Annotated in this window: 23 protein-coding genes; 10 read left to right on the forward strand and 13 right to left on the reverse strand. The window is 65.7% G+C overall.

Translation table 11 applies throughout. The features are described from left to right. Positions 1-149: 149 nt before the first annotated feature. Positions 150-875 (reverse strand): acetoacetyl-CoA reductase, encoded by a 726-nt coding sequence (phbB, locus tag B2W55_RS13755; RefSeq protein ID WP_024581938.1) that lies wholly within the window; start codon positions 873-875, stop codon positions 150-152. Between the two features lie 273 nt (positions 876-1,148). After that, positions 1,149-2,327, reverse strand: coding sequence for an acetyl-CoA C-acetyltransferase (locus B2W55_RS13760; protein ID WP_024581937.1), 1,179 nt, complete (start codon positions 2,325-2,327; stop codon positions 1,149-1,151). Between the two features lie 314 nt (positions 2,328-2,641). Here B2W55_RS13760 and phaR point away from each other — a divergent pair, with 314 nt between their 5' ends. Then, positions 2,642-3,232, forward strand: a complete 591-nt coding sequence (phaR, locus tag B2W55_RS13765) for a polyhydroxyalkanoate synthesis repressor PhaR (RefSeq protein ID WP_024581936.1) — start codon at positions 2,642-2,644, stop codon at positions 3,230-3,232. A gap of 69 nt (positions 3,233-3,301) precedes the next feature. On the opposite strand, the gene B2W55_RS13770 is transcribed toward phaR, so the two are convergent. Further along, positions 3,302-5,665 carry an acetamidase/formamidase family protein gene (locus B2W55_RS13770; protein WP_024581935.1) on the reverse strand — a complete coding sequence of 788 codons (2,364 nt, stop codon included), beginning with the start codon at positions 5,663-5,665 and terminating at the stop codon, positions 3,302-3,304. A 385-nt stretch (positions 5,666-6,050) separates the two neighbouring features. Between B2W55_RS13770 and B2W55_RS13775 the strand changes: the two genes are divergently transcribed. After that, the gene (locus B2W55_RS13775; RefSeq protein ID WP_024581934.1) at positions 6,051-7,505 is read left to right on the forward strand and encodes an acetamidase/formamidase family protein; all 1,455 of its coding nucleotides are present in this window, start codon (positions 6,051-6,053) and stop codon (positions 7,503-7,505) included. 192 nt (positions 7,506-7,697) lie between these two features. Next, positions 7,698-8,363: a maleylacetoacetate isomerase gene (gene maiA / locus B2W55_RS13780; protein ID WP_051404297.1), complete on the forward strand. Its 666-nt coding sequence runs from the start codon at positions 7,698-7,700 to the stop codon at positions 8,361-8,363. A 189-nt stretch (positions 8,364-8,552) separates the two neighbouring features. Here maiA and B2W55_RS13785 read toward each other — a convergent pair whose 3' ends face one another. Both B2W55_RS13785 and B2W55_RS13790 read right to left on the reverse strand, forming a co-directional pair. Continuing rightward, complete coding sequence (locus B2W55_RS13785; RefSeq protein ID WP_024581932.1) at positions 8,553-9,467, reverse strand: LysR family transcriptional regulator; 915 nt, start codon at positions 9,465-9,467, stop codon at positions 8,553-8,555. A gap of 113 nt (positions 9,468-9,580) precedes the next feature. Beyond that, positions 9,581-11,272: a bifunctional diguanylate cyclase/phosphodiesterase gene (locus B2W55_RS13790; protein WP_024581931.1), complete on the reverse strand. Its 1,692-nt coding sequence runs from the start codon at positions 11,270-11,272 to the stop codon at positions 9,581-9,583. A 219-nt stretch (positions 11,273-11,491) separates the two neighbouring features. On the opposite strand from B2W55_RS13790, the gene B2W55_RS13795 reads away from it, so the two are divergent. Further along, positions 11,492-11,773, forward strand: coding sequence for a hypothetical protein (locus tag B2W55_RS13795; RefSeq protein WP_024581930.1), 282 nt, complete (start codon positions 11,492-11,494; stop codon positions 11,771-11,773). A gap of 79 nt (positions 11,774-11,852) precedes the next feature. On the opposite strand, the gene B2W55_RS13800 is transcribed toward B2W55_RS13795, so the two are convergent. The 3 genes from B2W55_RS13800 to mtgA all read right to left on the reverse strand — a co-directional run bounded on the left by B2W55_RS13800 (position 11,853) and on the right by mtgA (position 13,639). Then, positions 11,853-12,476 (reverse strand): hypothetical protein, encoded by a 624-nt coding sequence (locus tag B2W55_RS13800; RefSeq protein ID WP_024581929.1) that lies wholly within the window; start codon positions 12,474-12,476, stop codon positions 11,853-11,855. A 145-nt stretch (positions 12,477-12,621) separates the two neighbouring features. Beyond that, positions 12,622-12,807 (reverse strand): 50S ribosomal protein L32, encoded by a 186-nt coding sequence (gene rpmF, locus B2W55_RS13805; RefSeq protein ID WP_021077536.1) that lies wholly within the window; start codon positions 12,805-12,807, stop codon positions 12,622-12,624. Between the two features lie 160 nt (positions 12,808-12,967). Beyond that, positions 12,968-13,639, reverse strand: a complete 672-nt coding sequence (gene mtgA / locus B2W55_RS13810; RefSeq protein ID WP_024581928.1) for a monofunctional biosynthetic peptidoglycan transglycosylase — start codon at positions 13,637-13,639, stop codon at positions 12,968-12,970. A gap of 199 nt (positions 13,640-13,838) precedes the next feature. Between mtgA and B2W55_RS13815 the strand changes: the two genes are divergently transcribed. Further along, positions 13,839-14,759: a polyprenyl synthetase family protein gene (locus B2W55_RS13815; protein ID WP_024581927.1), complete on the forward strand. Its 921-nt coding sequence runs from the start codon at positions 13,839-13,841 to the stop codon at positions 14,757-14,759. Between the two features lie 18 nt (positions 14,760-14,777). Beyond that, positions 14,778-15,458: a DUF1345 domain-containing protein gene (locus tag B2W55_RS13820; protein ID WP_024581926.1), complete on the forward strand. Its 681-nt coding sequence runs from the start codon at positions 14,778-14,780 to the stop codon at positions 15,456-15,458. Between the two features lie 10 nt (positions 15,459-15,468). On the opposite strand, the gene B2W55_RS13825 is transcribed toward B2W55_RS13820, so the two are convergent. Beyond that, positions 15,469-17,355, reverse strand: a complete 1,887-nt coding sequence (locus B2W55_RS13825; protein WP_024581925.1) for a caspase family protein — start codon at positions 17,353-17,355, stop codon at positions 15,469-15,471. A 256-nt stretch (positions 17,356-17,611) separates the two neighbouring features. Between B2W55_RS13825 and B2W55_RS13830 the strand changes: the two genes are divergently transcribed. Next, on the forward strand, positions 17,612-17,974 hold the full coding sequence (locus B2W55_RS13830; RefSeq protein WP_024581924.1) for a hypothetical protein: 363 nt from the start codon (positions 17,612-17,614) through the stop codon (positions 17,972-17,974). A gap of 20 nt (positions 17,975-17,994) precedes the next feature. On the opposite strand, the gene B2W55_RS13835 is transcribed toward B2W55_RS13830, so the two are convergent. Continuing rightward, entirely contained in the window at positions 17,995-18,429 is a 435-nt protein-coding gene (locus B2W55_RS13835; RefSeq protein WP_024581923.1) for a GFA family protein, read from the reverse strand. Between the two features lie 98 nt (positions 18,430-18,527). Between B2W55_RS13835 and B2W55_RS13840 the strand changes: the two genes are divergently transcribed. Continuing rightward, positions 18,528-18,902 carry a nuclear transport factor 2 family protein gene (locus tag B2W55_RS13840; RefSeq protein ID WP_024581922.1) on the forward strand — a complete coding sequence of 125 codons (375 nt, stop codon included), beginning with the start codon at positions 18,528-18,530 and terminating at the stop codon, positions 18,900-18,902. Positions 18,903-19,008: 106 nt separating this feature from the next. Further along, complete coding sequence (locus tag B2W55_RS13845) at positions 19,009-20,616, forward strand: Na+/H+ antiporter (RefSeq protein WP_024581921.1); 1,608 nt, start codon at positions 19,009-19,011, stop codon at positions 20,614-20,616. Positions 20,617-20,765: 149 nt separating this feature from the next. Here the strand turns inward: B2W55_RS13845 and B2W55_RS13850 are convergent, their stop codons facing one another. From B2W55_RS13850 to ispG, 3 genes are all read right to left on the reverse strand, one after another. After that, positions 20,766-22,106, reverse strand: coding sequence for a Rieske 2Fe-2S domain-containing protein (locus B2W55_RS13850; protein ID WP_024581920.1), 1,341 nt, complete (start codon positions 22,104-22,106; stop codon positions 20,766-20,768). Between the two features lie 123 nt (positions 22,107-22,229). Continuing rightward, on the reverse strand, positions 22,230-23,123 hold the full coding sequence (locus B2W55_RS13855; protein WP_024584689.1) for a TauD/TfdA dioxygenase family protein: 894 nt from the start codon (positions 23,121-23,123) through the stop codon (positions 22,230-22,232). Between the two features lie 238 nt (positions 23,124-23,361). Further along, on the reverse strand, positions 23,362-24,651 hold the full coding sequence (gene ispG / locus B2W55_RS13860) for a flavodoxin-dependent (E)-4-hydroxy-3-methylbut-2-enyl-diphosphate synthase (protein ID WP_024584688.1): 1,290 nt from the start codon (positions 24,649-24,651) through the stop codon (positions 23,362-23,364). Between the two features lie 259 nt (positions 24,652-24,910). On the opposite strand from ispG, the gene B2W55_RS13865 reads away from it, so the two are divergent. Further along, a complete protein-coding gene (locus B2W55_RS13865; RefSeq protein ID WP_024584687.1) occupies positions 24,911-25,786 on the forward strand; it encodes a sulfurtransferase in 876 nt (291 codons plus the stop codon). The last annotated feature ends 54 nt before the right edge of the window (positions 25,787-25,840 follow it).

Here is a 25,840-nt window from a genome sequence, read left to right on the forward strand (position 1 = left end):
GAGGACGGCGTCGCTTCCGCTCGCCTATGTCACGGCCGGCCCCCTCTTTGCTTTGCGCCGGGCGGTTGTAAAGACGAAAATGCCCGGCACAAGGCCGGGCATCACGACTGCATCGATAGTGTGCCTGCGACGCGACGACGCTGGTCGCGTCAGGCGTGATACTGGCCGCCATTGATGGTCAGGGTCGAGCCGGTGATGAAGCCGGCATCGTCGGCCGCCAGGAACACCACCGCGCGCGCGATCTCCTCGGGCTCGCCGAGGCGATTGACCGGGATCTGCGGGATCACGTTCTTCTCCAGCACGTCCTTCGGCACCGCCTGCACCATCTCGGTGTTGATGTAGCCGGGCGCGATCACGTTGACGGTGATGCCGCCCTTGGCGTTCTCGATCGCCAGCGCCTTGGTGAAGCCGATGTCGCCGGCCTTGGCCGCCGAATAGTTGACCTGGCCGAACTGACCCTTCTGGCCGTTGATCGAGGAGATCGAGATGATGCGGCCGAACTTGCGGGCGCGCATGCCTTCGATCACCTGGCGCGTCATGTTGAACAGCGAGCCGAGGTTGGTGTTGATCACGGCATTCCACTGCTCGAGCGTCATCTTGTGGAAGGCGGTGTCGCGGGTGATGCCGGCATTGTTCACCAGCACGTCGACCGGGCCGAGTTCGGCCTCGACCTTCTTCACGCCTTCCGCGCAGGCGTCGAACGATGCGACGTCCCACTTGTAGACGGGAATCCCGTTCTCCGCCTTGAACTTCTCCGCCGCGGCATCATTGCCGGCGTAGCTTGCCGCCACCTTGTAGCCGGCCGCCTTCAGCGCCTTGCTGATAGCAGCTCCGATGCCCCGCGTTCCGCCCGTCACCAATGCAACACGTGCCATGTCCGTCTCCTCCTTGGCCGTCTTTTATAACCGGATAACTCCGGCCTACGCACTCACAACGAAGCGCGATGGGATCGTCGCGCTTCCGCTCCCGTTTTGAGCATGATCCCTTCGGAAAACCGCTTCACGCTTTGCGCTAACGCGGCTCTCCGGGTCCGGATCATGCTCTCGAAACAAAAATGCCCGGCGCAAAGCCGGGCATCTTTTCTATCAGCTCGCGCCGTGGTTGACAGATGATCTTTTCATCACCTAGCCGGCCTCGCTGCCTTTTGTTCAGTCGCGTGCAACGCACATGGCGATGCCCATGCCGCCGCCGATGCACAGCGTCGCGAGGCCCTTCTTGGCATCGCGCTTCTGCATCTCGTGCAGCAGCGTCACCAGCACGCGCGCACCCGACGCGCCGACCGGATGACCGATCGCGATCGCGCCGCCATTGACGTTGACCTTGGCCGGATCCCAGCCGAGGTCCTTGTTGACAGCGCAGGCCTGCGCCGCGAACGCCTCGTTGGCTTCGATCAGGTCGAGGTCGGCGATGTTCCAGCCGGCCTTCTTCAGCGCGGTGCGCGAGGCCGGGATCGGCCCGGTGCCCATGATCTTGGGATCGACGCCGGCCTGGCCCCAGGAGACGATGCGGGCGAGCACCTTCTTGCCCTGCTTGGCGGCTTCCTTGGCGGTCATCAGCACGACGGCGGCGGCGCCGTCATTGATGCCCGAGGCGTTGCCGGCGGTCACGGTGCCGTCCTTCTCGAACGCCGCGCGGAGCTTGGCCATCGCATCGATCGTGGCGCCATGGCGCGGATACTCGTCGGCGTCGACCACGATGTCGCCCTTGCGGCTCTTGATGGTGACCGGGACGATCTCATCCTTGAACTTGCCGGCCTTCTGCGCCGCCTCGGCCTTGTTCTGCGAACCGACCGCGAACTCGTCCTGCTGCGAACGGGTGATCTGGTACTGCTTGGCGACGTTCTCGGCAGTGTTGCCCATGTGGTAGCCATTGAAGGCATCCCACAGGCCGTCCTTGATCATGGTGTCGATCAATTCGAGGCCGCCCATCTTGACGCCACCGCGCAGATACTGCGCATGCGGGGCCATGCTCATCGATTCCTGGCCGCCCGCGACGACGATCGACGAATCGCCGTTGAGCAGCGCCTGATAGCCGAGTGCCACTGTGCGCAGGCCGGAGCCGCAGAGCTGGTTGACACCCCAGGCCGGGCTCTCCACCGGGATGCCGGCCGCGATCGAGGCCTGGCGGGCCGGGTTCTGGCCCTGCGCGGCGGTGAGGATCTGGCCCATGATCACTTCGGAGACTTGGCCGCCCTCGACGCCGGCGCGCTCCAGCGCCGCCTTGATGGCGATCGCGCCGAGATCGTGGGCCGGTGTGGTTGCGAACGCGCCGTTGAAGCTGCCGACCGGGGTGCGGGCGGCGCTGACGATGACGACATCGTCTGACATGGACATCTCCTATGGGTTGTAGCTGGGTTTCTCGACGGCGGGCGGCCCGGTTTGGCTGGCCTGTCTCTTAGTGACTATCCTGTAAATCTCATTGAGGCATGTCAATCGCGCTGACGCGCAAAACGCGCCGCGGCGCACTCAAAATGACGCTCTTGGCACATTCCTGAGCAAATCCTATGCTTTGGAATTAACCGCACAGCACAAAACGGTAGCCGAACCGCTTTGAAAATGCTTACCTTTGCTGCGATGCGTTGCATTTAGCCCAGCGGCGATGCCGTCGGGTTCCAGGTTCTTCGGTATTGAAGTGAGAGCCCATGGCAAAATCTGAACAACCGACCACGATCAAGAAATACGCGAACCGGCGGCTCTATAATACCGGTACGAGCACCTATGTGACGCTCGAGGACCTCGCGGCGATGGTGAAGGAAGGCGAGGATTTCCTCGTCTATGACGCCAAGACTGGCGACGACATTACCCGCTCCGTGCTCGCCCAGATCATCTTCGAGCAGGAGAACAAGGCCGGGCAGAACCTGCTGCCGACCACCTTCCTGCGCCAGCTGATCCGCTTCTATGGCGACAGCATGCAGATGGTGGTGCCGAAATATCTCGAACAATCGATCGAGACGCTGACCAAGGAACAGGAAAAATTCCGCAAGCAGATCGCGGGCGCCCTGAGCGGGACACCGTTTGCTCCGCTGGAGGAGCAAGTCCGCCGCAACATGGAGCTGTTCCAGCAGACTTTCTCGATGTTCAAGCCGTTCGTGCCGCAGCGCGGCGGCGCCGAGACCGAGAAGGTGCCGGAGCCGGCGCCCGACAACGGCAACATCGACGACCTGCGCCGCCAGATGAAGGACATGCAGGAACGCCTCGAGCGCATGTCGCAGCCGGCGAAGAAGGACGAGTAAGGTCCTCGGCCGATCCATCGGCCGTCATCGCATCGCGGGAATCTCTGACGTCGGCGCGCCTCGCCGACGTCACGTCCCCATCGTCCCGCCAAACATGTTCTTGGGCACGATCGCGTGCACGCCCCAATTGCCGTCGGCAACCTGGGTGACGCCGAAATCGACGCCGAGCGAGATCAGCGCCAGCGCCTCGTCCTCGCTGAGGCGATAGCACTCCATCAGGAATTTGCGCGTCGCGCGGAACGCATTGCGCAGCGCGAGATCGACCGACGAACGCTGGTAGATTTCCGACTGCGCATTCCGCCCGAGCTCCCGCAGGTAATTGCCATAGCTGAAGCCGTGCAGGATCCACGCCTCCGGCGTTTCCAGGAGCGGATGCGCAAGGCCCTCGACATGCGGCTTGGCAGCGCTGCCGCTCTTGTGCAGCACGAAGCGAAACTGGCCGGTGAGCGATAGCTCGAGCGCGGTGCCGTTGACCTCGCCGTCGCCCTGCGCGAAATGCGGATCGCCGATCGAGAACAGCGCGCCGGGCACGGCGACCGGAAGATACAGCGTGGTGCCCTTGGTGGCGCGCCAATTGTCGACATTGCCGCCGAAATAGCCCGGCGGAATCGAATCGATGATGTCGGACTCGCGCGGCGCCACCGCCATGAAGCCGAAATGCAATCGCGCCGGGATGCGCACGCCGGCCAGCACGCCCTGCCGTTTCTCGACGGTGGCGTGGTCGACCGGCACGCCCGGATAATCCATCGTCTCGTGACGCACGCCGAACGGATCGGTCTGCGGCGTCCAGCGATAAGAATAGAGGGCGTGGGCCCATTCTGCCCGCGCGTCGGTCTCGAAGATCGTGATGGTCTCGCGCCTGGCCGGCGGATCGATCAGGTCGTTGTACTGAAAACCCCACCAGGCCGCGGCATTGCTGCCGAACGACTTGCCGGCAAAGGCCGGGTTGGCGGAGGGCCGCGGCCAGATATCGAGGATCTGCACCTCGAGCACGTCGCCGGGCTCCGCGCCGCAGACATGGATCGGGCCGGTGCAGATGTGCACGCCAAAGCCTTCGCCAGCGCCACGGCCGAAGATCGAACCGTCCATCGGGCCGGCGCCGCGCCGTTCCACCGACTTGCCCTCGGCGGTCCAGCGAAACACGCTCTCGGCGCCCGGGTCGCCCTTGATCATGCGCTCATAATCATCGAAGGCGTGCTGGGTCAGCGTCTCGATCGTCACCAGCGCGCCCGACCGCACGCTCATGACAGGCGGAATGGCGCGGCTGAGATAACCCCAATGGGCAGTCTCCCTCGACACCTTGAGATGATGATGGGAGGCGTCCCGCCCTTCCGGCGCCGCCGCTGGCTCGACCGCCAGGATCGGCTCCTGCTGCGCAATCGTCCCGCGCGATGCCGGGCTTGGCGCGAGCCGCAGCACGGTCGCGGTGCCGCGTGCCAGCCGCGGCCGGCCGCGCGTACGCTCGCTCGCGACATCGCGCGGCACCGCCTTGCGGAAGTCGCGCGGCGAGGTGCCGTAGGTCGCGCTGAACATCCGGCTGAAATGCGCCTGATCGGTGAAGCCCCAGCGATAGCTGATTTCGGCGATGCGCTGGTCGGCGTAGTTCGGATCGATCAGATCGTTGCAGCAGCGCTCCAGCCGCCGCTCGCGCACATAGGCGGAGAATGTCGTGCTCTGCCGTTCGAACAGCCGCTGCAAATAGCGCTGCGACAGGCCTTCCTGCCGGGCGATGTCGGCGATCGTCAGACCGGCATTGCCGAGCTGGGCCTCGATCGCGGCATCGACCCGCCGCAAATGGCCGGCCTGGACCTGCGTCATCGCCTCCGCATCGAGCCGCGTCTCGCCGAGCAGCGCACCGGCGATGAGCTCGGTGACCGCGACCTCGGCGGTGGCGAGATCGGCCTTGTCGAGGATCGCGAAATTGCCGCCCAATGTCCGCATCACCGGCCGCACGGCCGCCGCGGCAATCGATGCGCCGAGCACGGCCGGCAGACGCAGCCGATTATGCCCGAGCCGGCCGAGCAGCCGCTCGCGCGGCAATTCGAGCAGCAGGATCTCGAAATCCTCGCGTAAAGCCATGCGCCAGGGCGATTGCAAGTCGCACACGGAAACGTCGTTGTCGGCGAATTCGCACCTGCGTGGGCCGGACGCGATGCTGCCGCGGCCGTAGGCATGGAAGATGATGGCGACCCGCGCCGGCATTCCCGGTGACGCGGCGTGACCGTTGCAGACGATCTGCTGCTCGGTGGAACGCAGCAGCGCGAGCTGCGCGCCGCTGGTCGAACGCTTCGCGGTCAACTCGCCGAACTGGAATTGGCCGGCCTCCGGCAATTCGCAATCGAGCTGCAAGCCGGACAGCGCCTCGCGCCACATCTCCCGCCGGTTTTGCCGCGGGATCGCATCGACCGAAATCCGGTAGGTCGTCGCGACCATCACCCCTCCGGGCCGCCACATCGCGGCCTTCCAGTCACAGAGCCGTGAAGACAGCGTGCACCGATTGCCGGGGCGCGGCAAGCATGTTGCTGCGGCACGCGCTGCCCAGCCTTCGTGCAATAGACGCAAGCGGCCGCGGTTACGCCGCAGCACCGTTGCCCGCGAACGCAGTGCAACTTGATCGAATACGTCCAAATTCTTGACCATCGCGGCCACGCCGCAATGCGGAGGCAGCCGTCTCCCCTGGCTTCCACGCCTTTGCGCGGGCGTTCGCGCCGCAAGGAACAGCATCGCACCTACAAATTATTGGGCGCGCCCGGTCATGTCGGGACGACGCCGCGCGATGCAGTCTCGCGCGCACCTTCGATCCAAGGGAGAGCCAAAGATGTGCGCAGGTGACGACAAGAACTGCCCGGACTTCGAATTGCATCATCGACAGTTCAAGGAGACGCTCGACCGGGAACGCCGCTCGTTCCTGCGCTCGAGCTTCGCCGCGGCCGGCGGCGCCGCGGCGATGACCGCCGGCGGCATCTCGCTGGTGACCCCGAAGATGGCGGCCGCCGCCGAAAAACACCAGCCGGCGCAGCGCGCCTATCACCATCTGCCGGCCAATGCCGACACCGTGCATTGGGGCTATTTCAGCAAGACGCTGAAACCGCGCGTCGAGATCAATTCCGGCGACTTCATCACGATCGAGGCGCTGACGCACCACGCCAATGACGATGCCGAACGCATGGTGAAGGGCGATCCCGGCGTCGAGAGCGTCTATCTCTGGACCAAGGAGAAGAAGGGCGTGAATCGGCGCGGCGCGGGTCCGATGGACGCCTCGCTGTTCGGACGCGGCGCCGGCGAAGGCCTCGGCGTGCATATCTGCACCGGGCCGGTGTTCGTGCGCGGTGCCGAGGAAGGCGACGTGCTCGAGCTGCGCATCATCGACGTCGCGCCGCGGCCCTGCGCCAATCCGAAATATTCCGGCAAGGCGTTCGGCAGCAACGCCGCGGCCTCGTGGGGCTTCCACTACAAGGATCTGCTCACCGAACCGAAGCCGCGAGAGGTCGTCACCATCTATGAGGTCGACGCAACCGGCGAACGCAACTGGGCGCGTGCCGTCTACAACTTCACCTGGACGCCGCAGACCGATCCGTCCGGCGTGGTGCACAAGACCATCGATTATCCCGGCGTCCCGGTCGATCATTCGACGGTCAAGGAGAACCACGGCATCCTGAAGAACGTGCGCATTCCGGTGCGGCCGCATTTCGGGGTGATCGGGCTCGCGCCGAAGGAGGCCGAGTTCGTCGATTCGATTCCGCCGAGCTACACCGGCGGCAACATCGACAATTGGCGGATCGGCAAGGGCGCCACGATGTATTACCCGGTGGCGGTCGAGGGCGGGCTGCTGTCGGTCGGCGATTCCCACGCCTCGCAGGGCGATTCCGAATTGTGCGGCACCGCGATCGAATGCTCGCTCAACGGCACCTTCCAGATCATCCTGCACAAGAAGGCCGACCTCGCCGGCACCGCGCTGGAAGCGCTCGACTACCCGATGCTGGAGACCCAGGACGAATGGCTGGTGCACGGCTTCAGCTACGCCAACTATCTCAGTGAGCTCGGCTCCAGCGCGCAGACCGAGATCTACAAGAAATCGTCGGTCGACCTCGCCTTGCGCGACGCCTTCCGCAAGATGCGTAAATTCCTGATGACGACCAAGAAGCTGACCGAGGACGAGGCGATCTCGCTGATCTCGCTCGGCGTCGATTTCGGCGTCACCCAGGTGGTCGACGGCAATTGGGGCGTTCATGCGGTGATCCGCAAGGACATCTTCGCCGGCGGCGACAGCTGACGAAGGGGACCCGGAGCGAAGAACAATCCGGAGCGCGATGATCCACCAGTCATCGCGCTCCGGCCAAGCCAGTTCCAGCAAGCCTGCACTTGCAGGCTTGCAAGCCCGGATTGCCGCGCGGCAATCGCATCGCCTGCGACGCCCCTCCCACGCCACGCTAGACAGACGGCCTGACGAAGAGAGGCAATCCGAATGACCATCCAGCTCTACGGCTTCTGGCGCTCGAATGCGGCATTCCGCGTCCGGGTCGCGCTGGCGCTGAAGAACCTTCCGTTCGAGGAAATCGACATCGACATTCTGTCCGGACGCCAGTTCGATCCGGGCTACGCCGACGTGAACCCGGAGCACGTCGTGCCGACGCTGGTTCACGACGGCCGCCTCGTGTTCCAGTCCTTGGCGATCGTCGAATATCTCGATGACATCACGGCCGAGCCACGGCTGTTGCCGACCGACGCCGCCGAACGGGCCTATGCGCGGTCACTGGCCATGATCCTCGCGGCGGACGCGCACCCGCTGACCGTTCCGCGCGTCCGCAAATATCTCGGTCAGGTACTCGGCGCCGACACGGCCGCGATCGAGTCCTGGTGCAGGCATTGGACCGCCGAGGGGCTCTCGACCTACGAGCGCCTGCTGGTGCGACGTCCACCCGCCCCCTTTGCGCTGGGAGCAACGCCGACGATCGCCGACATCAGCATCGCCGGCCAGGTGGCGCTGGCCGACGTCTACCGCATGGATATCGCAGCGTTTCCTGCAGTAGCGGCGTTGGCGAAGCGCTGCTTCGCATTGCCGGCCTTCGCCGACGCGCATCCGTTTCAGCAGCCCGGCTACAAGACCTCGGGCGAGGCTCGGCAAGTGTAATCGCACTGGGCTCCCTCTCTCCGTTCTTACGGGCAGAGGGATGGGGTGAGGGGCTGCTTCCGCGAGCTGAGTGACAGTTGAACTCGTGGAGACTCCCCCCTCACCCGGATCGCATCTTCGATGCGATCCGACCTCTCCCCGCGTGCTTGGCGAGGTGAAGCAGAGTCCCGGCTGGATTTGGGATAAGGATCATCGCGCCTCAAGCGCAGCGTGATTGCGCGAGCGTCCTTCGAGCAGCTGGCGGCGCGCCGCCAGCCCTTGCCCCACGATGTCGAAGAAGGCGCGGACCCGGGCGGTGTTGCGCAGATCGCGGTGGGTGATAAGCCAGAGTTCACGCGTCAGCGTGGCCTCGGGCACCGACACGCGCTCGATGTCCGTCTCCGGATCGCCGAGATAACAAGGCAGCAGCGCCATCCCGATGCCGGCCTTCACCGCCATCATCTGGTTGATCAGGCTGCTGGAGCGATACACGATCTGCTGGTTCGGCACGGTTTCGGTGAGCCAGCTCGCCGCTGCCGCGACCGCAGAGCTGTCCCAGCCGATGAAGCTGTGGCCTTCAAACGGCACGCCGTCCGGTTGGCCGCGGTCGGCCAGATAGCGCGGGCTTGCATAGAGCGCCCACGCGGTCTCCGCGATCTGCCGTCCGAACAGGTCGCCCTCGGTCGGACGCGTCGCCCGGATCGCAATATCCGCCTCACGTCGGAGCAGGTCGAGCTGGCGGTTGTCGACGAGCAGCTCGACCGTGATCCCCGCGTGCTTCGACCTGAACTCGGCAAGCAGGTCGTTGAGGATGCGGTAGGCCAGGGATTCCGAGCAGGTGATGCGCAGATTGCCGGACAACCTGGCGTCCTGGCCGCTGACCTCACGGTCGACCGCAAGCACCTCCACTTCCATGCGCTCGGCGGCGAGCAGCATCCGGTCTCCGGCGTCCGTCGGCGTATAGACGCCGTCGGCGCGCTCGAAAAGCTGGACCTGAAACCTCGCCTCGAGCGCGTTGAGCCAGCGGAAGATCGTGGAGTGGTCGTTGCCGAGCTGCTGCGCGGCTCCTTTCAGCGAGCCGGCCCGGCCGATCGCAAGGATCAGCCGAAAATCGTTCCAGTCCATACCACCTTGCTCTCCGGAAAACCGCAGCGCGGTTCGGCACGCGCTTGCGCTGCCGGATATGAGGTGTGGCGGCCGGGGTCAACGCAATGACCCGCGGGGCAGCCATGACGACGTCAGCCGGCAGCGGGGACGGCCTTCTCCGCCAGCGCATTCCAGGGCCGGTCCGGCGAGGCGAGGCCGATCAGACGGCCCTGGATGAAGTCGCAGCCCCATTCGCGCAGCATCACGGCGGCCTCTTCGTCCTGCACCCATTCGGCGACCGTCTTGATTTCGAGACGGCGCGCCAGATCGATCAGCGTCTGCACGAAGGCGCGGTCGTCGGCCGAGCGCACGATGTTCTGCACGAAGGCGCCGTCGATCTTCACGATATCGACGCCGAGCTTGCGCAAATTGCGGAACGAGGTGTAGCCGGCGCCGAAATCGTCGATCGCGATCCGGCTGCCGAAATTCTTCAGCCGCGTGACGAAGCCGCGGACGTCGTCGATATCCTGGATCGCGACCGTCTCGGTGATCTCGACGATCAACCGCTCGCCGACGCCGGGATGCGCGCGCATCAACGATTCGATGGTGGCCCACCAGTCGGGGTCCATCGTGGTGTCGGGCGAGATGTTGAGGCTGAGCTGCACATCGGGGGCGGCGGCGAGCTCGGCGATCGCGAGCTCCAGCACGCGGTGATCGACCAGCCGGATCAGGCCGAGCCGTTCAGCAACCGGGACGATATCGGGTGCCAGCAGTGCCTGGCCATCCTGCTGCTCCATGCGGACCAGGCATTCGTAGAACGAAGGCTGCCGCGAGCGCGCGTCGACCACGGGCTCGAAGCCGATCACGATGCGGCGCTCGTTCAGCGCGGTGACGATCTCGTCGGTGACGCGAATGTTGACGCGGCGCTGGGCATCGCGCTCGACATTCGGCTTCCACAGCGCGAACGATCCGGCGCGGCGGCTCTTGGCGGCGTCAAGCGTCTCCTGGGCGCGATTGACCGCCTCTTCCGCCGACTTGGCATGGCGGGGGATGGTGACGGCGCCGATCGAAGCCGTCACCGACACCGGGCCGGACTTGGTCGGCACCACCTCGTCGCGAACGGCGCCGAGGAAGCGCTCGGCCGCGACATTGGTGTCGTCGACGGTGCAGTTGCGCAGGATCAGGCCGAACTTGTTGCCGGAGAAGCGGCCGAGCATGTCGCCACTGCGCAGCCGCGCCCGGATCCGCCTCGCGATCTCGGCGATGACGGCGTCGGCGACATCGAAGCCGAAGGCATCGTTGACGCGCGCCAGATGATCGATGCCGATCAGCATGAAGGCGCAGGAGGAGCGGAAGCGCGCGCACTCCTCGATCGTCTCCGCGAGCGATGCGATCAGATGGGTGCGGTTGAGCTCGTTGGTGAGCGGGTCGTGCCGTGACAGTTTCAGCAGCTGCTCGTCGCGGGCGTGCCGTTCATTGTTGATGCGGACGACGCCCTCCGCACGCGCCGGCCTGCCGTCGGCGCCAGCGAACCAGCAACCGGTCTCCTCGATCCAGATCACCGGCGCGGAGGTCACGGCGCGCACGCCATACTCGATCCGGTAGGGAACGCCCTCCCCGCCCGGCACATGCGTGGCCTGGCCGATCGCATCCGTGCGCACCGAGCGCTGCGGCTCGATCAGCTTTGCGAATTCAGCACCGGTCGCCAGCGCCGTGCCAGGAATCTCCGGCAAGACCGTCGCCACATTGTCGCTCCAGGCGATCACGTCGGTCGCAAGGTCCCAGGCGAATGTGGCCTGGCCGAGCGAGGCGAGGATGCTGGCAGCTGGCGGGACAGGGGGCATCGCACATGTCTCGATTTGGGACGGCGCCCGGTGATTCTACGCACCCTCAAGATAGTGGTTCCGGCGAATCCAACGCTAGGAGAAGTTGATAAATAATCCGGAAACCACGTTTTCCGATCTCCGGGAACGAACTGGGCACGGCAGGCATGCCCCTTGCCACGGTGAGGTTGCGGAGGGACGCAACGTCCCAAACTATGACGCAGCAACGGGTCGCAGCCGATGTTCGACGAACAACCAGAAGTACCGGACGGCGAGGTCACGGGCGATGCCGAAGCGCCCTGCACAGCGCTGGTGCCGCTCGCCGTGACCACTCATTGGGCGCCCAAGATCCCGCTGCTGCACGCCGATCCGTCCTTCGTGGCGCAGCTTATCGCGACCGCGGCGCATGAGCCGCAGACCCGCGGGCAGCGGCGTGGGTCATTGGCCGACGCGCAAAGCGCTTACGGCCCGCATTTCGACGAGCGCCGCAGCGTGGCGCGACGCACCAGGCAGATCATCTAGCGCATGGTCCGGCCCCGGAGGGCCGCGTTAGCACTCCGAAAAGATCACGCACAAACAAGAAACTTGCTGGAGCGTTTTCTCAGCGCTGCGGCGTGTCCGATGGCGGCTGGCCGCCCGGCTGCAGGTCGGGTGAGGCGACCGTCGGCTTGGGCGCGGACGGATCGAGCAGCACGGATTCGGCAACCGACGTCGCCGGAGGAACCGGAGCGGCAGGGGCCGGCGGCGCGGCAGGGGCCGGCTCGATCCGCGCAGCGGGCTGCACGGCAGGCGCGGGCGCCGGCGCCTCAGGCTGCGGCTTGCTGACGCTCGGTGCGGGTGCGGCGGCTGCAACTGCCGCACGACGGCGGGTGCGCAGCGCAACTCCGGAAATGAAATCGACCAGCGCCAGCAGCGTGAGCAGGCAATAGGTCGAGTTGCCGAATTTCGGCCAGAGCACGAATTCGGCGGCGGCAGCGCCGAACACGATCAGCGACAGCAGGTGGTCGGTGAGATATTTCGCGCCGGGGCGTGCGCCCTTGATGACCTCGAGCAGCAACAGCAGCACGCCGGCAGCGAGCAGCATGTCGCTGAGCGTGATCTGCCATTGCTCGCCCGACAGCAAGGTCAGCCTGATCAGCGGGTCCGTAAAGGACACGCCCGGCATCAGGAAGGCGATGATGTTGTAGACCGCGAGCGGAACGAGCAGCAGCGGAAAACCGACCATCGGGCTTGGGCCTTATTCAGGGAGAACCAGCAATGCGGCGACGCCTATAGGCCTCGCCGCGAACGCGCCCGTCTTGACCGCACTCGTTGGCCGAATTCGGGCGCAGCGCCGTGTGTCTGGAACGGCGCGGCAGCCGAAGGTCCGATCAGGACTCTTTCTTGGCCTTCAGGACCTGGCGGCCCTTGTACATGCCGGTCTTCAAGTCGAGGTGGTGCGGGCGGCGCAGTTCGCCGGAGTCCTTGTCCTCGACATAGGTCGGGGTCTTGATCGCATCGGCCGAACGGCGCATGCCACGGCGCGACGGCGAGGTTTTTCTTCTGGGAACGGCCATGACGGTGTCCTCTAGGGGTGTTGCGAAGGCATCGTCCGCAATGCGGACGAGCGCACAGCGCTCCAAAGCGCCAGCTGCGATGCCGGTAAGGCCGCGCTTATAGAGGAAGGGGCTGCGTAAAGCTAGGCCCGGAGACAGCAAAATGCGCCCGAAATCGGCCTCAGGAGCCGCGATTTTCGCGCCAGCAGCGCTCCACCTTGCCGGCCCGGACCATATAGGTCCCGGACAGCCGCCGCACCCCCGGCCCCGGGTTCCGGGCGCTTCTCTTGACCGGGTTCGGCAGGATTGCCGCCAAAAGCGCGGCTTCGCGAGGGGAGAGGGTCGCCGCCGACCGGCCGAAGGCGTATTGGGCACCGGCCTCGGCGCCAAACTGCCCGGACGGGCCCATTTCCGCGATATTGAGGTAGATTTCCAGGATCCGCTGCTTCGGCAGCACGAAATCGATCCAGAGCGCCAGCGGCAGTTCCAGCCCCTTGCGGATCACGCTGCGGCCGGACCACAGGAACAGGTTCTTGGCCACCTGCTGGGTGATGGTCGAGCCGCCGCGGGCCACCTCACCATCCCCGGCATCGTCGATCACCTCGCGCAGCGCACCCCAATCGACGCCGTGATGCTTGCAGAAATGGGCATCTTCCGAGCCGACCACGGACCGCGGCAGGTAGGGCGACATGGCGCCGAAATCGAGCCAGTGCCGGGTGACGGGAGCGCCCGTCAGCGTCCGCCACGCCATCAGGGCCGAAACCGGCTGGCCGCTGCGGTAGAACGGCGTCACCAGATAGGGCAGCAACAGCAGGGCCAGCAAAAGCAGCAATAAAATTCGGACGATGCGCAAAACGGGGGTTTCCGGGGAGAACCTTTCCAGGAGGATTTAGGGCCCGCCCGCCAGACCACGGCCGGCGCCGTCAGAGGTCTGCGGGATAATTCACGGTTTTTCCAGCACTTTTAAGGCGCGAATCCGCCGCAGGGTGGAATTGACGAAGCCGATGCCATCAACGATTGTCCGGCCGAAAATCGATCTGGAGCAATTCTTAATGACGACCGGTACTGCAGAGTTTTCCAAGCGGCTGGACCAGACCGCGGAGGATACCGAAGCCCTGCTCGCGAAGCTGCTGTCGGATGCGACCGAGAGCGACGAGATCGTGCGGCCGAAGCGGCTGATCGAGGCGATGCGCTATTCGAGCCTCGGCGGCGGCAAGCGGCTGCGGCCGTTCCTCGTGGTCGAGAGCGCGGCGGTGTTCGGCATCCCGCGCGAAGCCGCGCTGCTGGCCGGCGCCGCGCTGGAATGCATCCACTGCTACTCGCTGATCCATGACGATCTGCCGGCGATGGACAATTCCGACCTGCGCCGCGGCCGCCCGACCCTGCACAAGGCCTATGACGACGCCACCGCGATCCTCGCCGGCGACGCGCTGTTGACGATCGCCTTCGACATCATCACCCGCGACGCGATCCACAAGGACCCGACGGTACGCCTGCTCTTGACCCGCGCACTGGCGCGCGCCTCCGGGGTCGGCGGCATGGCCGGCGGCCAGATCCTCGACCTCGCCGGCGAAGGCCGCTTCGGCGACCGCGAGCCGGTCGACGTCGCCCGCCTGCAACAGATGAAGACCGGTGCGCTGTTGCGGTTCGGCTGCATCGCCGGCGCAATCCTCGGCCAGTCCTCCGAGAGGGAATACCAGGCGCTCGACGATTACGGCAAAGCGCTCGGCGAGGCCTTCCAGATCGCCGACGACCTGCTCGATGTCGAGGGTGATGCCGCCGCACTCGGCAAGCCGGCCGGTGCCGACGCTGCGCTCGGCAAGACCACCTTCGTCACCCAGCTCGGCATCGACGGCGCCAAGCAGCGCGTGCGCGACCTGTTGGCGCGCGCCGACGCCGCGCTGTCGCTGTTCGGCAGCCGCGGCGACGTGCTGCGCGCGGCCGCCCGCTTCGTCGCCGAGCGCAAGAACTAGCCGAAGGCGACCCGCGGAATGAACAAGGAGTTCGACGATCGCCTTGTTCGCTTCCGCAAGCTGCCGATGCCGGTCCGCATCGTCGTGGGCCGGCCGCGAACCTTCGTCTCGATCGCGGTCGGCATCGCCGTCGCGCTGCTGATCCCCGGCTCGACGCGCCTGGTCACGCGCCTGCTCGCCGGCTGGGACGCCTTCGCCGCGCTCTATCTTCTGCTCGCCTATGTGATGATGCTGCGCTGTGGGGTCGCCCACATCAAGCGCAGCGCCATCTTGCAGGACGACGGCCGTTTCCTGATCCTGCTGCTGACCGCGTCCGGCGCGCTGGCAAGCCTGCTCGCCATCGTGTTCGAACTCGGCGCCTCCAAGGGCAGCCCGGCCGGGCTGGCGGTGGCCATCGTCACCATCACGCTGTCATGGGCGGTGGTCCACACCGCGTTCTCGCTGCACTACGCCCATGAGTTCTACCGCGGCAAGACGCCCGGCGGATTGCAGTTTCCGAGTGGCGACGAGCATGTCGACGCCGACTATTGGGATTTCGTCTATTTCTCGTTCGTGATCGGCATGACCGCGCAGGTCTCCGACGTCGGCATCACCGACAAGATCATCCGCCGCACCGCGACCGTGCACGGCATCATCTCGTTCGTGTTCAACACCGCGCTGCTGGCGCTGATGGTCAACATCGCGGCGAGCTTGATCTGACCATTCAGCACTAATTGCACGACTCGACATTGCCGACGCCGAGGCCGGGACCGCCGCCGCCGCGGTACTCGATGTGGCAGCCATGCCGGACCGGACGGCACGCATAGGCATCGCAGACGATCTGACCGCCGCCGCCTTCGGCCCTGGCGCGGCCGCGCGGGCGCGGCGCCTCCGCCGACGGCATCGATGGTTCGAGCCGTTCGCGCTGCGGATGGAAGGCGCGCTCGCGCCGCGACGGCCGCTCGTCGCTGTCGCGCCTGGCAACCGGCTTCCGCTCGCGCCGCTTCTCGCATTCATTGTCGTCGTTGAGGAAGGCACCCTCGGCGCACACGATCCTGGTGCAGCGATCGCCGTCCGCCTTGTAGCCGTGCTCACAGACCAGCGGGCAGACACGCGCCTGCTTCAGCCTGATGGCATCGAGCGTGTCGGCGTTCGCGGCCCTGATGTCGAGCTTGGTGCCGGCGTAGCGGTTGAACAGCGTCAGCGAGCGTTGTGAGGCCGCGTTCCAGTCGCCGTCGACCGCACCGGTCAGGCAACCGACGCGGCGCAGCTCGGTCTGCACCGACTTGACGACATCGGCCTCCGGCGAACCGGTGGCCAGCGCGGCAACGGTCGTGCCCTTCTCGGCTGGAGCCGGCGCTGCTGCGGCGGCAGGGCTTGCCGCCTGATCGGTAACCGGCTTATCCGCGGCGGCCCGATCGGCGACCGCAGCATCCGCCTGCCGCTTCTGCTCAGCGGCCGCGGCCTGCTCCTGCGCGACCTGCTTGGCCCGCTCCGCGGCAAGGCGCGCCGCCTCGGCCGCCTTTGCATCGGCTTCGGCCTTGGCCTGCTGCGCCTTCTGCGCACCCTCGGCGGCGAGCCGTGCGCGCTCCTGCTCGGCCAGACGCGCCTTCTCGGTGGCGGCGACGCGGGCCTCCTCCGCCGCGAACTTCTCCAGCTGCAACCTGGCGAGGTTGGCGTAATAGCCGTTGGGGTACTGGGCGAGGAAGGCGTTCATCGCGCTCTTGTTGCCGATCTGCAGCGCGAGCTCGTAATCGCGACGGGCCTCCGACTGCGGCGTCGGTGCCGGCGCCGCGGGCGCGGCAGCAGCGGCGGGCGCCGGCTTGGCCGGTGCCGGCACCAGCGGCACGTCCTCGCCGCCGAGCGAGCCATAGACGAACGGCTCCTGGCGGTTGTTGGTGGTCTTCAGCACCTCGTCGCGGACATAGCCGAAGGCGCGGCGCACATCGAGACCGGGGGTCGGCAGGAACTTGGACAGCGCGATCGTGAACGGGCTGTTCTTGCCGTCGCCGTCGGCTGCGGTCGAGCCGGCCTTGGCCGAATAGGCGATTAGCACGTTCGGGCTGGTCGGCTCGACCTTGGCGAGGCCCTGTCCGATCGCCCGGGTCGCCAGCGTCCGCTTCATGGTCTTGGCGAACGGGTTGTCGCGGCAGGCATCGAGGATCACCAGCCGGAGTTTCCGGGCCGGCTCGATCGCGACCAGGATGCGATCCAGCGAGAACGCCTCGTCATAGACGTCGGTGTCGCGCTCCAGGCGGGCATCGACCGGGATCAGGTAATTGGCGCCGTCGACCTCGATGCCGTGGCCGGCGTAGTACACCAATGCGATATCGGCATCGCGGGCGAGGTCGGCGAATTCGCGCAGCGCGCGGCGGGTTTCGATCGCGGGCAGGTCCTTGCGGAAATCGACCACATCGAAGCCGGCATTCTTCAGCGTCGCGGCCATCACCGCGGCATCGTTGACCGGGTTCGCCAGCGGCGCGGTGTTCCGGTAGGCGGAGTTGCCGAGCACCAGCGCCACGCGCTTCTCGGCAAAGGCCGGCTGGCAGACGATCAGCAGAAAGGCGGCCACCGCCAGCAGCAGTCGTTTCAGTTTCAAGAGCCCAGACCCATTCATGGCGACACTCTCGCCCTTTCCCAGCATGCAGGTCCAATTACCAGAAGCAAGCGGCCGGCTTTGTGAGGCGCCTCACGATCGGTGCCGGCGGGGACCGCGCATCCTGACTGTTAGTCGACGAAACAGAGCAGTGGTTCGGATTTGGCTGGTGGCGACATTTCGGGCACCATCGGGGCAACGAGAACAAGACACGGAGGACGTCATGCAGGGCGCAAGCGCATCGGTTCCAGCCCACCGATCCCGCACCATCGGCGGCATGGCCCGAAATCTCATCGCGCTTGCGCTGCTGGCCGGCTGCGTCGCGGGATGCGGCCTGGCCGACGCCGTGTTCGACGGCTTCAAGCACGCCAAAGCCGTCGAGAACGACCTGTTCGCGATGGTCGGGGTCAAACCGGCGGTCGGCTTCAACTGGCACAATGGCCGGCTCACATCGGTGACGGTCACCTTCCCGAACCTGCTCCAGGACAAGCCATTGCAGGAACTTGCCGACGCAGCCCGCACCGCGGTCGGCAAGGAGTTCAAGCAGCGCGCCGACGACGTCGTGCTCGCGTTCTCGCTGGGACCGTCCGAGACGCCAGCGACGCAGGCGGACCAAACTCAGGGCAAGAACTTGCCTTGAGCAGATTTATTCCCCGCCATCTATTTTCCGTCTCGCGTCACGTGCTCCTGATACTGCGGCAGATCGTCGGTGATCTCGTCCCATGGCGCCTTCGAACCGACGAAGATATGCGCGGTCGGCCGGATCGCCGGCGCGTCATTCAGCGTCCCCATCGTGACATGGACATAGGCGCCGTTGCGAACCTGCGAATAGAGCAGCGAGCCGCAGCGGCCGCAATGCGCGTCATGGGTGGTCTCATCGCCGTAGATCAGAAGGCCATCGGCGCCGCTGACAACGGCGAATTTTTCGCGCACGATTCCCGCGAACGGCTTGAACGCCGATCCAGTGGCGCGCCGGCAATTCGAGCAGTGACAATTCATCGCATAGGCAAAGGCGTCGGCCACCTCATAGCGCACGTCGCGGCAGAAGCATTCACCGCTCAGTATCCGATTGTTCGAATTTGCGGATGCAGTCACGACTTGTCCCTCACGCAGAATTTTGCCGCCGGCCATAGCGCGGTCCGGCAGTTCATGGCTAAATCCTAGCAGATCAATTCCGGCCGGGAGGACCACCAATGAGCCAAGATCGATCCAGCGTCGAAAACGTCGTGCAAACCTATTTCGACGGTCTCTATGAAGGCAATGCCGACAAGCTCGCCGCTGCCTTTCATCCGAGCGCCGACCTGCGCTGGGTGGAGAAGGGCGAGCTGAAGGTCCTGACCGTGCCGGACTGGCTCGCCTGGGTGCGCAAGCGGCCGTCGGCGCAGGCCGAAGGCAAGCCGCGCGAGGACTTCATCGTCACCATCGACCGCTCCGACGACAACACCGCCTTCATCAAGGTGCGTTGCCAGCTGCCGCCGCGGTTCTTCACCGACTACCTGGTCGCGATGAAGCTCGCCGACGGCTGGCAGATCGTCTCGAAGTCCTACCGCTACGACCTCAGGGACTGACCGGCCGGGCGCGCAGACCCGCGACAGCTTTATGACACGCTCTCGCGGTCCGGCACCGGCCGGACCGCATTGACTGGCGGTGGTTTCCGGGCGAATTGAGCCCATTATGGAAGCCAAGTTTCAGATTTTCCTCACCTTGCTCGGCGTGCTGGCGGGAACCGCGCTGGTGGCGCGGCGGACCGATATCGCGCCGGCGATCCTGCTGCTGCTGGTCGGCATCGTGCTCGCCTTCGTGCCGGGCATGCCGTCGCTGGAACTGCCGCCCGAGCTGGTGCTTCTGGTGGTGCTGCCGCCGCTGATCTATTCGGCCAGCGTTGCGATGAGCTGGCGCGAGTTCAAGGCCAATCTGCGGCCGATCATCCTGCTGTCGGTCGGCTGCGTGATCTTCACCGCCTTCATGGTGGCGGCCGCGACCCACTATGTGATCGGCCTGCCCTGGAGCATCGGCTTCCTGCTCGGAGCCATCGTCGCGCCGCCCGACGTGGTCGCGCCACTGGCGATCGCGCGCAAGCTCGGCATGCCCCGCCGCATCCTGGTGATCCTCGAGGGCGAAGGGCTCGCCAATGACGCCACCGCGCTGATCCTCTATCGCTTCGCGCTCGCCGCCATCACCACCGGGCTGTTCTCGCTGCCGAAGGCGACCGGCACCTTCTTCGTCATCGTCGCCGCCGAAATCGCATTCGGCACCGCGGTCGGCTGGCTCAGCCTGCGCGCCCGCCGCCGTGCCCGGGATCCGCAGGTCGAGATCACGCTGTCGCTGATCACCCCCTATCTCGCCTACTGGGTCCCCGAGCATTTCGGCGGCAGCGGCGTGATCGCGACCGTCGCCTGCGGGCTCTACATGAGCTGGAACGGACCGCTGCTGATCTCCGCCGCGACGCGCCTGCAGGGCATATTCTTCTGGGATTTGATCATCTACCTGATCGAGGGCCTGCTGTTCCTGTTGACCGGCTTCCAGATGCGCTCGCTGTACGAGAAGTCGAAGTCGTTTCCGCTGCACGACATCCTCACCGCCACCGTGCTGGTTGCCGCCATCGTGATCGCCGCGCGCTTCCTCTGGGTGTTTCCCGGCACCTATCTGCCGCGCTGGCTCAGCAAGCGGGTGCGCGAGCGCGATCCGCTGCCGTCGTGGCGGGCGGTGTTCGTGGTCGCCTTCACCGGCGTGCGCGGCGCGGTCTCGCTCGCCGCGGCGCTGGCGCTGCCCCTGACGCTGCCGAGCGGCGAGGCCTTCCCGTATCGCGACCTGATCCTGTTCGTCGCCTTCGGCGTGATCTTCGTGACCCTGGTCGGGCTTGGCCTCACCCTGCCGCCGGTGGTGCGCTGGCTCGGCCTTGCCAAGGACGGCCGCAGCGAGCATATCGCCGAGCACGAACAGGAGATCACCGCGCGGCGCGAGGCGCTGAACGCGGCACTGAAGTCGCTCGACGCCATCACCGACGACCGCGAGCTCTCCGACGAGGTGATCAAGCTGCTGCGCTCGCGGCACGAGATCCGCATCAACCAGCTGCCCGACTCGCTCGACCCCGACAAGCACGACGTCTCCGCCACCGGCACCGAACTGACGCGGGAGCTGATCTCCTCCGAGCGCAAGTTCATCCATATGCTGCTGCGCGACGGCAAGATCACCGACGAAACCCGACGCCGCATCGAGCGCGACCTCGATCTGGAGGAGGCGAGCCTGTCGAACCGCGAGTATCGAAGGATACCGTTGTAGCGCGGGATGTCTCCACACGTCGTCCCGGCGAAAGCCGGGACCCATTACCACAAGTACTGATTGGTTTGCGAAGCTGGAGCCACAGCGCGTTTCAACAACGCAACGCTGTGGTTATGGGTCCCGGCTTTCGCCGGGACGACGGGGGAGGCTTACTCCGCCGCCGCGTTCTGCCCGGGGCCGCCGACGAAGCCTGCGGGATCGCCGAACCGTTCGATCATCACCGCTGTGAGATCCTTGGTCTTGCTGGTGACGCAGGCGCCGGAGCGCACGGTGTAGCGATCCTGGTGCGCCGCATGCGGCGGCGCCTCGCCCTTTTGCAGCGCGCGGGCCGCCTCCATCATGAGCTTGCGGAAATGCAGGATGCCGAGGTCGGTCGGGCCGAGATGCTCGCGGGTGCGGTCGGCGATCGGGCCTTGGCTGTCCTGCACCGCGGCGTCCTGCTCGGAGACGCCCTTGATGCCGGTGTAGCTTTTGGTCCGTTGCAGCTTGCGATCGATCAGATAGTCGTTTGCCTTGTTGCGCAGCGGCACGTAGTTCTCGTCGACCACCGCCATCACGCCGTTGCCATTGGCATAGCCGTCGCGCTCGGCTTCGGTCAGCGGCCGGTCGGGATTCCAGGCATAGGTGTAGATCCAGCAGTTGGTGTCGGTGACCGGCACGAAGGTCTGGCCGAACATGTTCTCGCCCGGCATCGAGCTCGGCGCATAGGAGTGGAACGGCATCAGGAACTGGGCGATGCGCCAGTAGATATTGTCGCTGCCCGTGAGTCGCCCGCCCGCGACCGTCAGCCCGGCGTCGTGCGGATTGATCTTGATCACCGGGCGCGGGTCCTCGGCGATCCAGCGCATGTGGTCGGTCGCGACCCGCGCCAGCGGATTGACGAAATGCCGTTTGATGTCGAGGATCTCGTTCTCCTCCTTCTCGAAGGAGAGATGCGCGAAGGTGAAATGCGCGGTGTCGATCGAGCCTTCCACCGCCTGCACCCAGTTGCAGTCCTGCCACTTCTTGGTGACGAAGCGATGCGAGGCCGGCAGCAGCGCCATCTCCAGCGCCGGCAATTCGGGCATCTGATCGGCCGGGCCCATATAGGCCCAGATCATGTCGCCCCATTCGCGCACCGGATAGGACTTGATGCGGATCAGGTCCTTGGCGTTGAGGTCCGGATACGACGTCGGCATGTCGACGCAGCGGCCATCGGTGTCGAATTTCCAGCCATGATAGACGCAGCGGATGCCGCATTCCTCATTGCGGCCGAGCCACAGATTGGCGCCGCGATGCGGACAGTACTGGTCGATGACGCCGACCACGCCCCTGGAGTCGCGGAAGGCGAGCAGCTCCTCGCCCATGACAACGATCTTCTTCGGATCACTGTCGGGTTCCGGCAGCTCTTCCGACAGCAGCACCGGGATCCAGAACCGGCGCAGCAATTCGCCCATCCCGGTCCCCTCACCTGACTCGGTGAGGAATTTGTTGTCTTCGGCACGAAGCATCGACGACCTCCCGATTTTGCTTTTGTTGGCAGGGCGGGTTAGCCGAAGGCGTAACCCGCCGATCTATCGTGTTGTTCACGCAGATGGTGGGTTACGCTTCGCTAACCCACCCTACGCATTCCCTTACACCGGCCGCTCGCCCTTCACGGTCACCCGCGTGCCGGCGCGGGTATGCGGCCAGTAATCCCACATCGCACGGTGCTGGGCGCAGCGGTTGTCCCAGAACGCGATCGCGTTCTCACTCCAGCGGAAGCGGCACTGGAACAGCGGGTTCTCGGCGTGCTGATAGAGATAGGCCAGCATCGCGTCGCTCTCGTCGCGCGGGATGCCGATGATGAAGCGGGTGAAGCCGCGATTGACGTAGAGCGATTTCTTCCCCGTCACCGGATGGGTGCGAACCACCGGATGCTCGGCGCGGGGATAGTCGCGCTTGTCGGCGACGCCGTAATTGGCGTACAGGCCACGATAAGTCTGCTCGCCGTCATGCAGCGCGGTCAGTCCGTCGAGATAGGCCTTCATGCGGTCCGACAGCGCCTCATAGGCCGCGTACATGTTGGCGAACAGCGTGTCGCCGCCGCGCGGCGGGCACTGCTTGATGTAGAGGATCGAGCCCATCGGCGGCTCGAGGTCGCAGGACACGTCGGTATGCCAGCCCTCGCCATTGGCGCGTGGGCTATCCTTGTCGGCGTAGATCTTCATCAGCGCCGGATCGCCCTCATTGGGCGCGGCCGGATGGACGTGCAGCTCACCGAACTTGCGGCCGAAGGCGAGATGTTGTTGGGGCGTGATGTGCTGGTCGCGGAAGAAGATGACAAGGTTTTCGGCGAGCGCGCGATGGATCTCATCCATCTGATGGTTGGAGCGCGCTTCGTCATCGACCAGCTTGCCGATATCGACGCCGGAGATCTCCGCGCCGATGATCGGCGTCAGCTTCTCGACGCCGATGGTCTCATAAGGCTCGGACTCACCGGCGACGTGCCGATAGCGCGGACCCTGTTTGCCGGACAGCGAGCTCATGGGCGTTCTCCCAATCATTCTTGATTGGGAGCATCGTAGCGCTCATCGATGGAAGCGCAATCTGCACCGCAAACATATCTGTCGTCCCGGACAAGCGCAGCGCCGATCCGGGACCCATCACCACAGGATTGGGTTTGGCGAAGGCTCGCACCCCCATCTCGCGCCACAACCACGGCCTGTGGTTATGGGTCCCGGCCTTCGCCGGGACGACGGTGGCGTGTATTGCGAGAGTAGCGGCTTACTCCGCGGCGCCTGCCGTCTCCGGCAGTTTGGCGCCGTTGCCGTAGCGCTGGTCGATATAGTCGATCACCAGCGCCTTGAAATCCGCGGCGATGCCCGGACCGCGCAGGGTGCGGAACTTCTTGCCGTCGACGAACACGGGCGCGGCCGGCGCTTCGCCGGTGCCGGGCAGCGAGATGCCGATATTGGCGTGCTTGGACTCGCCGGGGCCGTTGACGATGCAACCCATGACCGCGACGTTGAGCTCTTCGACGCCGGGATACTTGGTCTTCCAGGCCGGCATCTCGTCGCGGATGAAATCCTGAATCGAACGCGCCAGCTCCTGGAACGTGGTCGAGGTGGTGCGGCCACAACCCGGGCAGGCCGCAACCAGCGGCACGAAGGTGCGGAAGCCCATGGTCTGCAGCAATTCCTGCGCGACCTGCACTTCCAGCGTGCGATCGCCGCCGGGCTCCGGCGTCAGCGAGATGCGGATGGTGTCGCCGATGCCCTGCTGCAACAGGATGCCAAGCGCGGCCGAGGAGGCGACGATGCCCTTCGAGCCCATGCCGGCTTCGGTGAGGCCGAGATGGATCGCATAGTCCGAGCGACGTGCCAGCTCCTGGTAAACCGCGATCAGGTCCTGCACGGCGGAGACCTTGGCCGACAGGATCATCTTGTTCTTCGGCATGCCGAGCTCTTGGGCGCGGGCCGCCGACAGCAAGGCCGACTGCACCATCGCCTCGCGGGTCACCGCGCGGGCGTCGCGCGGGTTCGGCGACGCGGTGTTCTCGTCCATCAGCTTGGTGAGCAGCTCCTGGTCGAGCGAGCCCCAATTGGCGCCGATGCGCACCGGCTTGTCGTTCTTGTTGGCGATCTCGATGATGTCGGCGAACTGGGTGTCGCGCTTGTTCTTGAAGCCGACATTGCCGGGATTGATGCGGTACTTGTCGAGCGCCTCGGCACAGGCCGGGTACTCGGCGAGCAGCTTGTGGCCGATGTAGTGGAAGTCACCGATCAAGGGCGTGGTGATGCCGCGCTTGCGCAGGCCGTCACGGATGTGCGGCACGGCGGCGGCTGCTTCCTCGCGGTCGACGGTGATGCGCACCATCTCGGAGCCGGCGCGGCTGAGCGCTGCGACCTGGGCGATGGTGCCGTCGATGTCGGCGGTGTCGGTGTTGGTCATCGACTGCACGACGATCGGGGCGCCGCCACCGACGGCGACGTTGCCGACCATGACCTGCGTGGTGTGGTGCCGCGGCTGAGGACCTGCGACGTCGTCTTGCGGCAAAATCTCGGGCTTGTTCATGGCGTCTCGAATATCAGGTTTCGGTGACATTCACCAAGGGGGCGATGGGCCCTGCGCAGGGCAGGCCAAACGGACATGTTTCGGAGTGAATTCAACAGCTTATGCCGCCGATTGAGGCCAAACGCAAGCCATGCGGCGGCGGCGTGCATGGTCAGCTATATTGGACCGAATTGGGGTGAATCAAAGGGCAAAGTGACAGCTTTTCATGTGATCCGGAGCATCTTAGCATTGCATTAAGAACCTGCCGGGAGGGCATGACATGGCCGGCCACAGCGAGCTGATCACCACGGCGGAACTTGCCGACATCCTGACCCGGCCCGAGCTGCGCCTGTTCGACTGTACGACCTATCTGGAGCCGGCCCCCGCCGGGAGTGCCGCACCTTATATTGTCGTCTCGGGCCGCCAGACCTTCGAGGCCGGGCACATTCCGGGCGCGAATTTCCTGGATTTGCAGGCCGAATTCTCCGATCCCCGGACCGAGCTGCGCTTCATGATGCCGCCGACCGCCCAGCTCGAGGCTGCGTTCGGTCGCCACGGCATTTCAGCCAACAGCCGCGTGGTGCTCTATTCGATCGGGACCGCGATGTGGGCGACGCGGTTCTGGTGGATGCTGCACGCGCTCGGCTTCGAGGGCGCCGCGGTGCTCGACGGCGGCATCGACAAATGGACCGCCGAGGGACGCGACATCGAGACCGGACTGGCCGGCGGCTATCCGCCGGCGACGTTTCCGGCGCGTCCGAAGGAGGGGATGTTCGTCAACAAGCACGACATGCTCGCCGCGACCAGTGAGCGCGACACCGTGATCGTCAACGCGCTCGGCCCGCAATTCTACAAGGGCCTGGAGCCGAGCCGCTATGGCAGGCCCGGCCGCATCCCCGGCAGCGTCAGCGTGCCGGCGGCAACTCTGATCGATCCCAAGCACAAGACGTTCGTGCCGCTGGCGGACGCCGAGGCAAGCTTCGCGGCCCAGGGCATCACCAAGGACAAGCGGGTCATCGCCTATTGCGGCGGCGGCATCTCGGCGACCATCGACCTGTTCCAACTGCACCGGCTCGGCTACGACAATCTCACGCTCTATGACGGCTCGATGGGCGAATGGGCGAAGGACCAGGCGCTGCCGATCGAGGTGGGGTAGTGGGCACACTTTCTCCGCGCGTCGTCCCCGCGAACGCGGGAACCCATAACCACC

Source organism: Bradyrhizobium sp. UBA2491 (genome assembly GCF_002341725.1).
GTDB lineage: Bacteria > Pseudomonadota > Alphaproteobacteria > Rhizobiales > Xanthobacteraceae > Bradyrhizobium.

Excerpts from the sequence above, each read along its gene's own strand:
- phbB (WP_024581938.1), bottom strand. The coding sequence starts at position 875 with ATGGCACGTGTTGCATTGGTGACGGGCGGAACGCGGGGCATCGGAGCT.
- B2W55_RS13760 (WP_024581937.1), bottom strand. The coding sequence starts at position 2,327 with ATGTCAGACGATGTCGTCATCGTCAGCGCCGCCCGCACCCCGGTCGGC.
- phaR (WP_024581936.1), top strand. The coding sequence starts at position 2,642 with ATGGCAAAATCTGAACAACCGACCACGATCAAGAAATACGCGAACCGG.
- B2W55_RS13770 (WP_024581935.1), bottom strand. The coding sequence starts at position 5,665 with ATGGTCGCGACGACCTACCGGATTTCGGTCGATGCGATCCCGCGGCAA.
- B2W55_RS13775 (WP_024581934.1), top strand. The coding sequence starts at position 6,051 with ATGTGCGCAGGTGACGACAAGAACTGCCCGGACTTCGAATTGCATCAT.
- maiA (WP_051404297.1), top strand. The coding sequence starts at position 7,698 with ATGACCATCCAGCTCTACGGCTTCTGGCGCTCGAATGCGGCATTCCGC.
- B2W55_RS13785 (WP_024581932.1), bottom strand. The coding sequence starts at position 9,467 with ATGGACTGGAACGATTTTCGGCTGATCCTTGCGATCGGCCGGGCCGGC.
- B2W55_RS13790 (WP_024581931.1), bottom strand. The coding sequence starts at position 11,272 with ATGCCCCCTGTCCCGCCAGCTGCCAGCATCCTCGCCTCGCTCGGCCAG.
- B2W55_RS13795 (WP_024581930.1), top strand. The coding sequence starts at position 11,492 with ATGTTCGACGAACAACCAGAAGTACCGGACGGCGAGGTCACGGGCGAT.
- B2W55_RS13800 (WP_024581929.1), bottom strand. The coding sequence starts at position 12,476 with ATGGTCGGTTTTCCGCTGCTGCTCGTTCCGCTCGCGGTCTACAACATC.
- rpmF (WP_021077536.1), bottom strand. The coding sequence starts at position 12,807 with ATGGCCGTTCCCAGAAGAAAAACCTCGCCGTCGCGCCGTGGCATGCGC.
- B2W55_RS13815 (WP_024581927.1), top strand. The coding sequence starts at position 13,839 with ATGACGACCGGTACTGCAGAGTTTTCCAAGCGGCTGGACCAGACCGCG.
- B2W55_RS13820 (WP_024581926.1), top strand. The coding sequence starts at position 14,778 with ATGAACAAGGAGTTCGACGATCGCCTTGTTCGCTTCCGCAAGCTGCCG.
- B2W55_RS13825 (WP_024581925.1), bottom strand. The coding sequence starts at position 17,355 with ATGAATGGGTCTGGGCTCTTGAAACTGAAACGACTGCTGCTGGCGGTG.
- B2W55_RS13830 (WP_024581924.1), top strand. The coding sequence starts at position 17,612 with ATGGCCCGAAATCTCATCGCGCTTGCGCTGCTGGCCGGCTGCGTCGCG.
- B2W55_RS13840 (WP_024581922.1), top strand. The coding sequence starts at position 18,528 with ATGAGCCAAGATCGATCCAGCGTCGAAAACGTCGTGCAAACCTATTTC.
- B2W55_RS13845 (WP_024581921.1), top strand. The coding sequence starts at position 19,009 with ATGGAAGCCAAGTTTCAGATTTTCCTCACCTTGCTCGGCGTGCTGGCG.
- B2W55_RS13850 (WP_024581920.1), bottom strand. The coding sequence starts at position 22,106 with ATGCTTCGTGCCGAAGACAACAAATTCCTCACCGAGTCAGGTGAGGGG.
- B2W55_RS13855 (WP_024584689.1), bottom strand. The coding sequence starts at position 23,123 with ATGAGCTCGCTGTCCGGCAAACAGGGTCCGCGCTATCGGCACGTCGCC.
- ispG (WP_024584688.1), bottom strand. The coding sequence starts at position 24,651 with ATGAACAAGCCCGAGATTTTGCCGCAAGACGACGTCGCAGGTCCTCAG.
- B2W55_RS13865 (WP_024584687.1), top strand. The coding sequence starts at position 24,911 with ATGGCCGGCCACAGCGAGCTGATCACCACGGCGGAACTTGCCGACATC.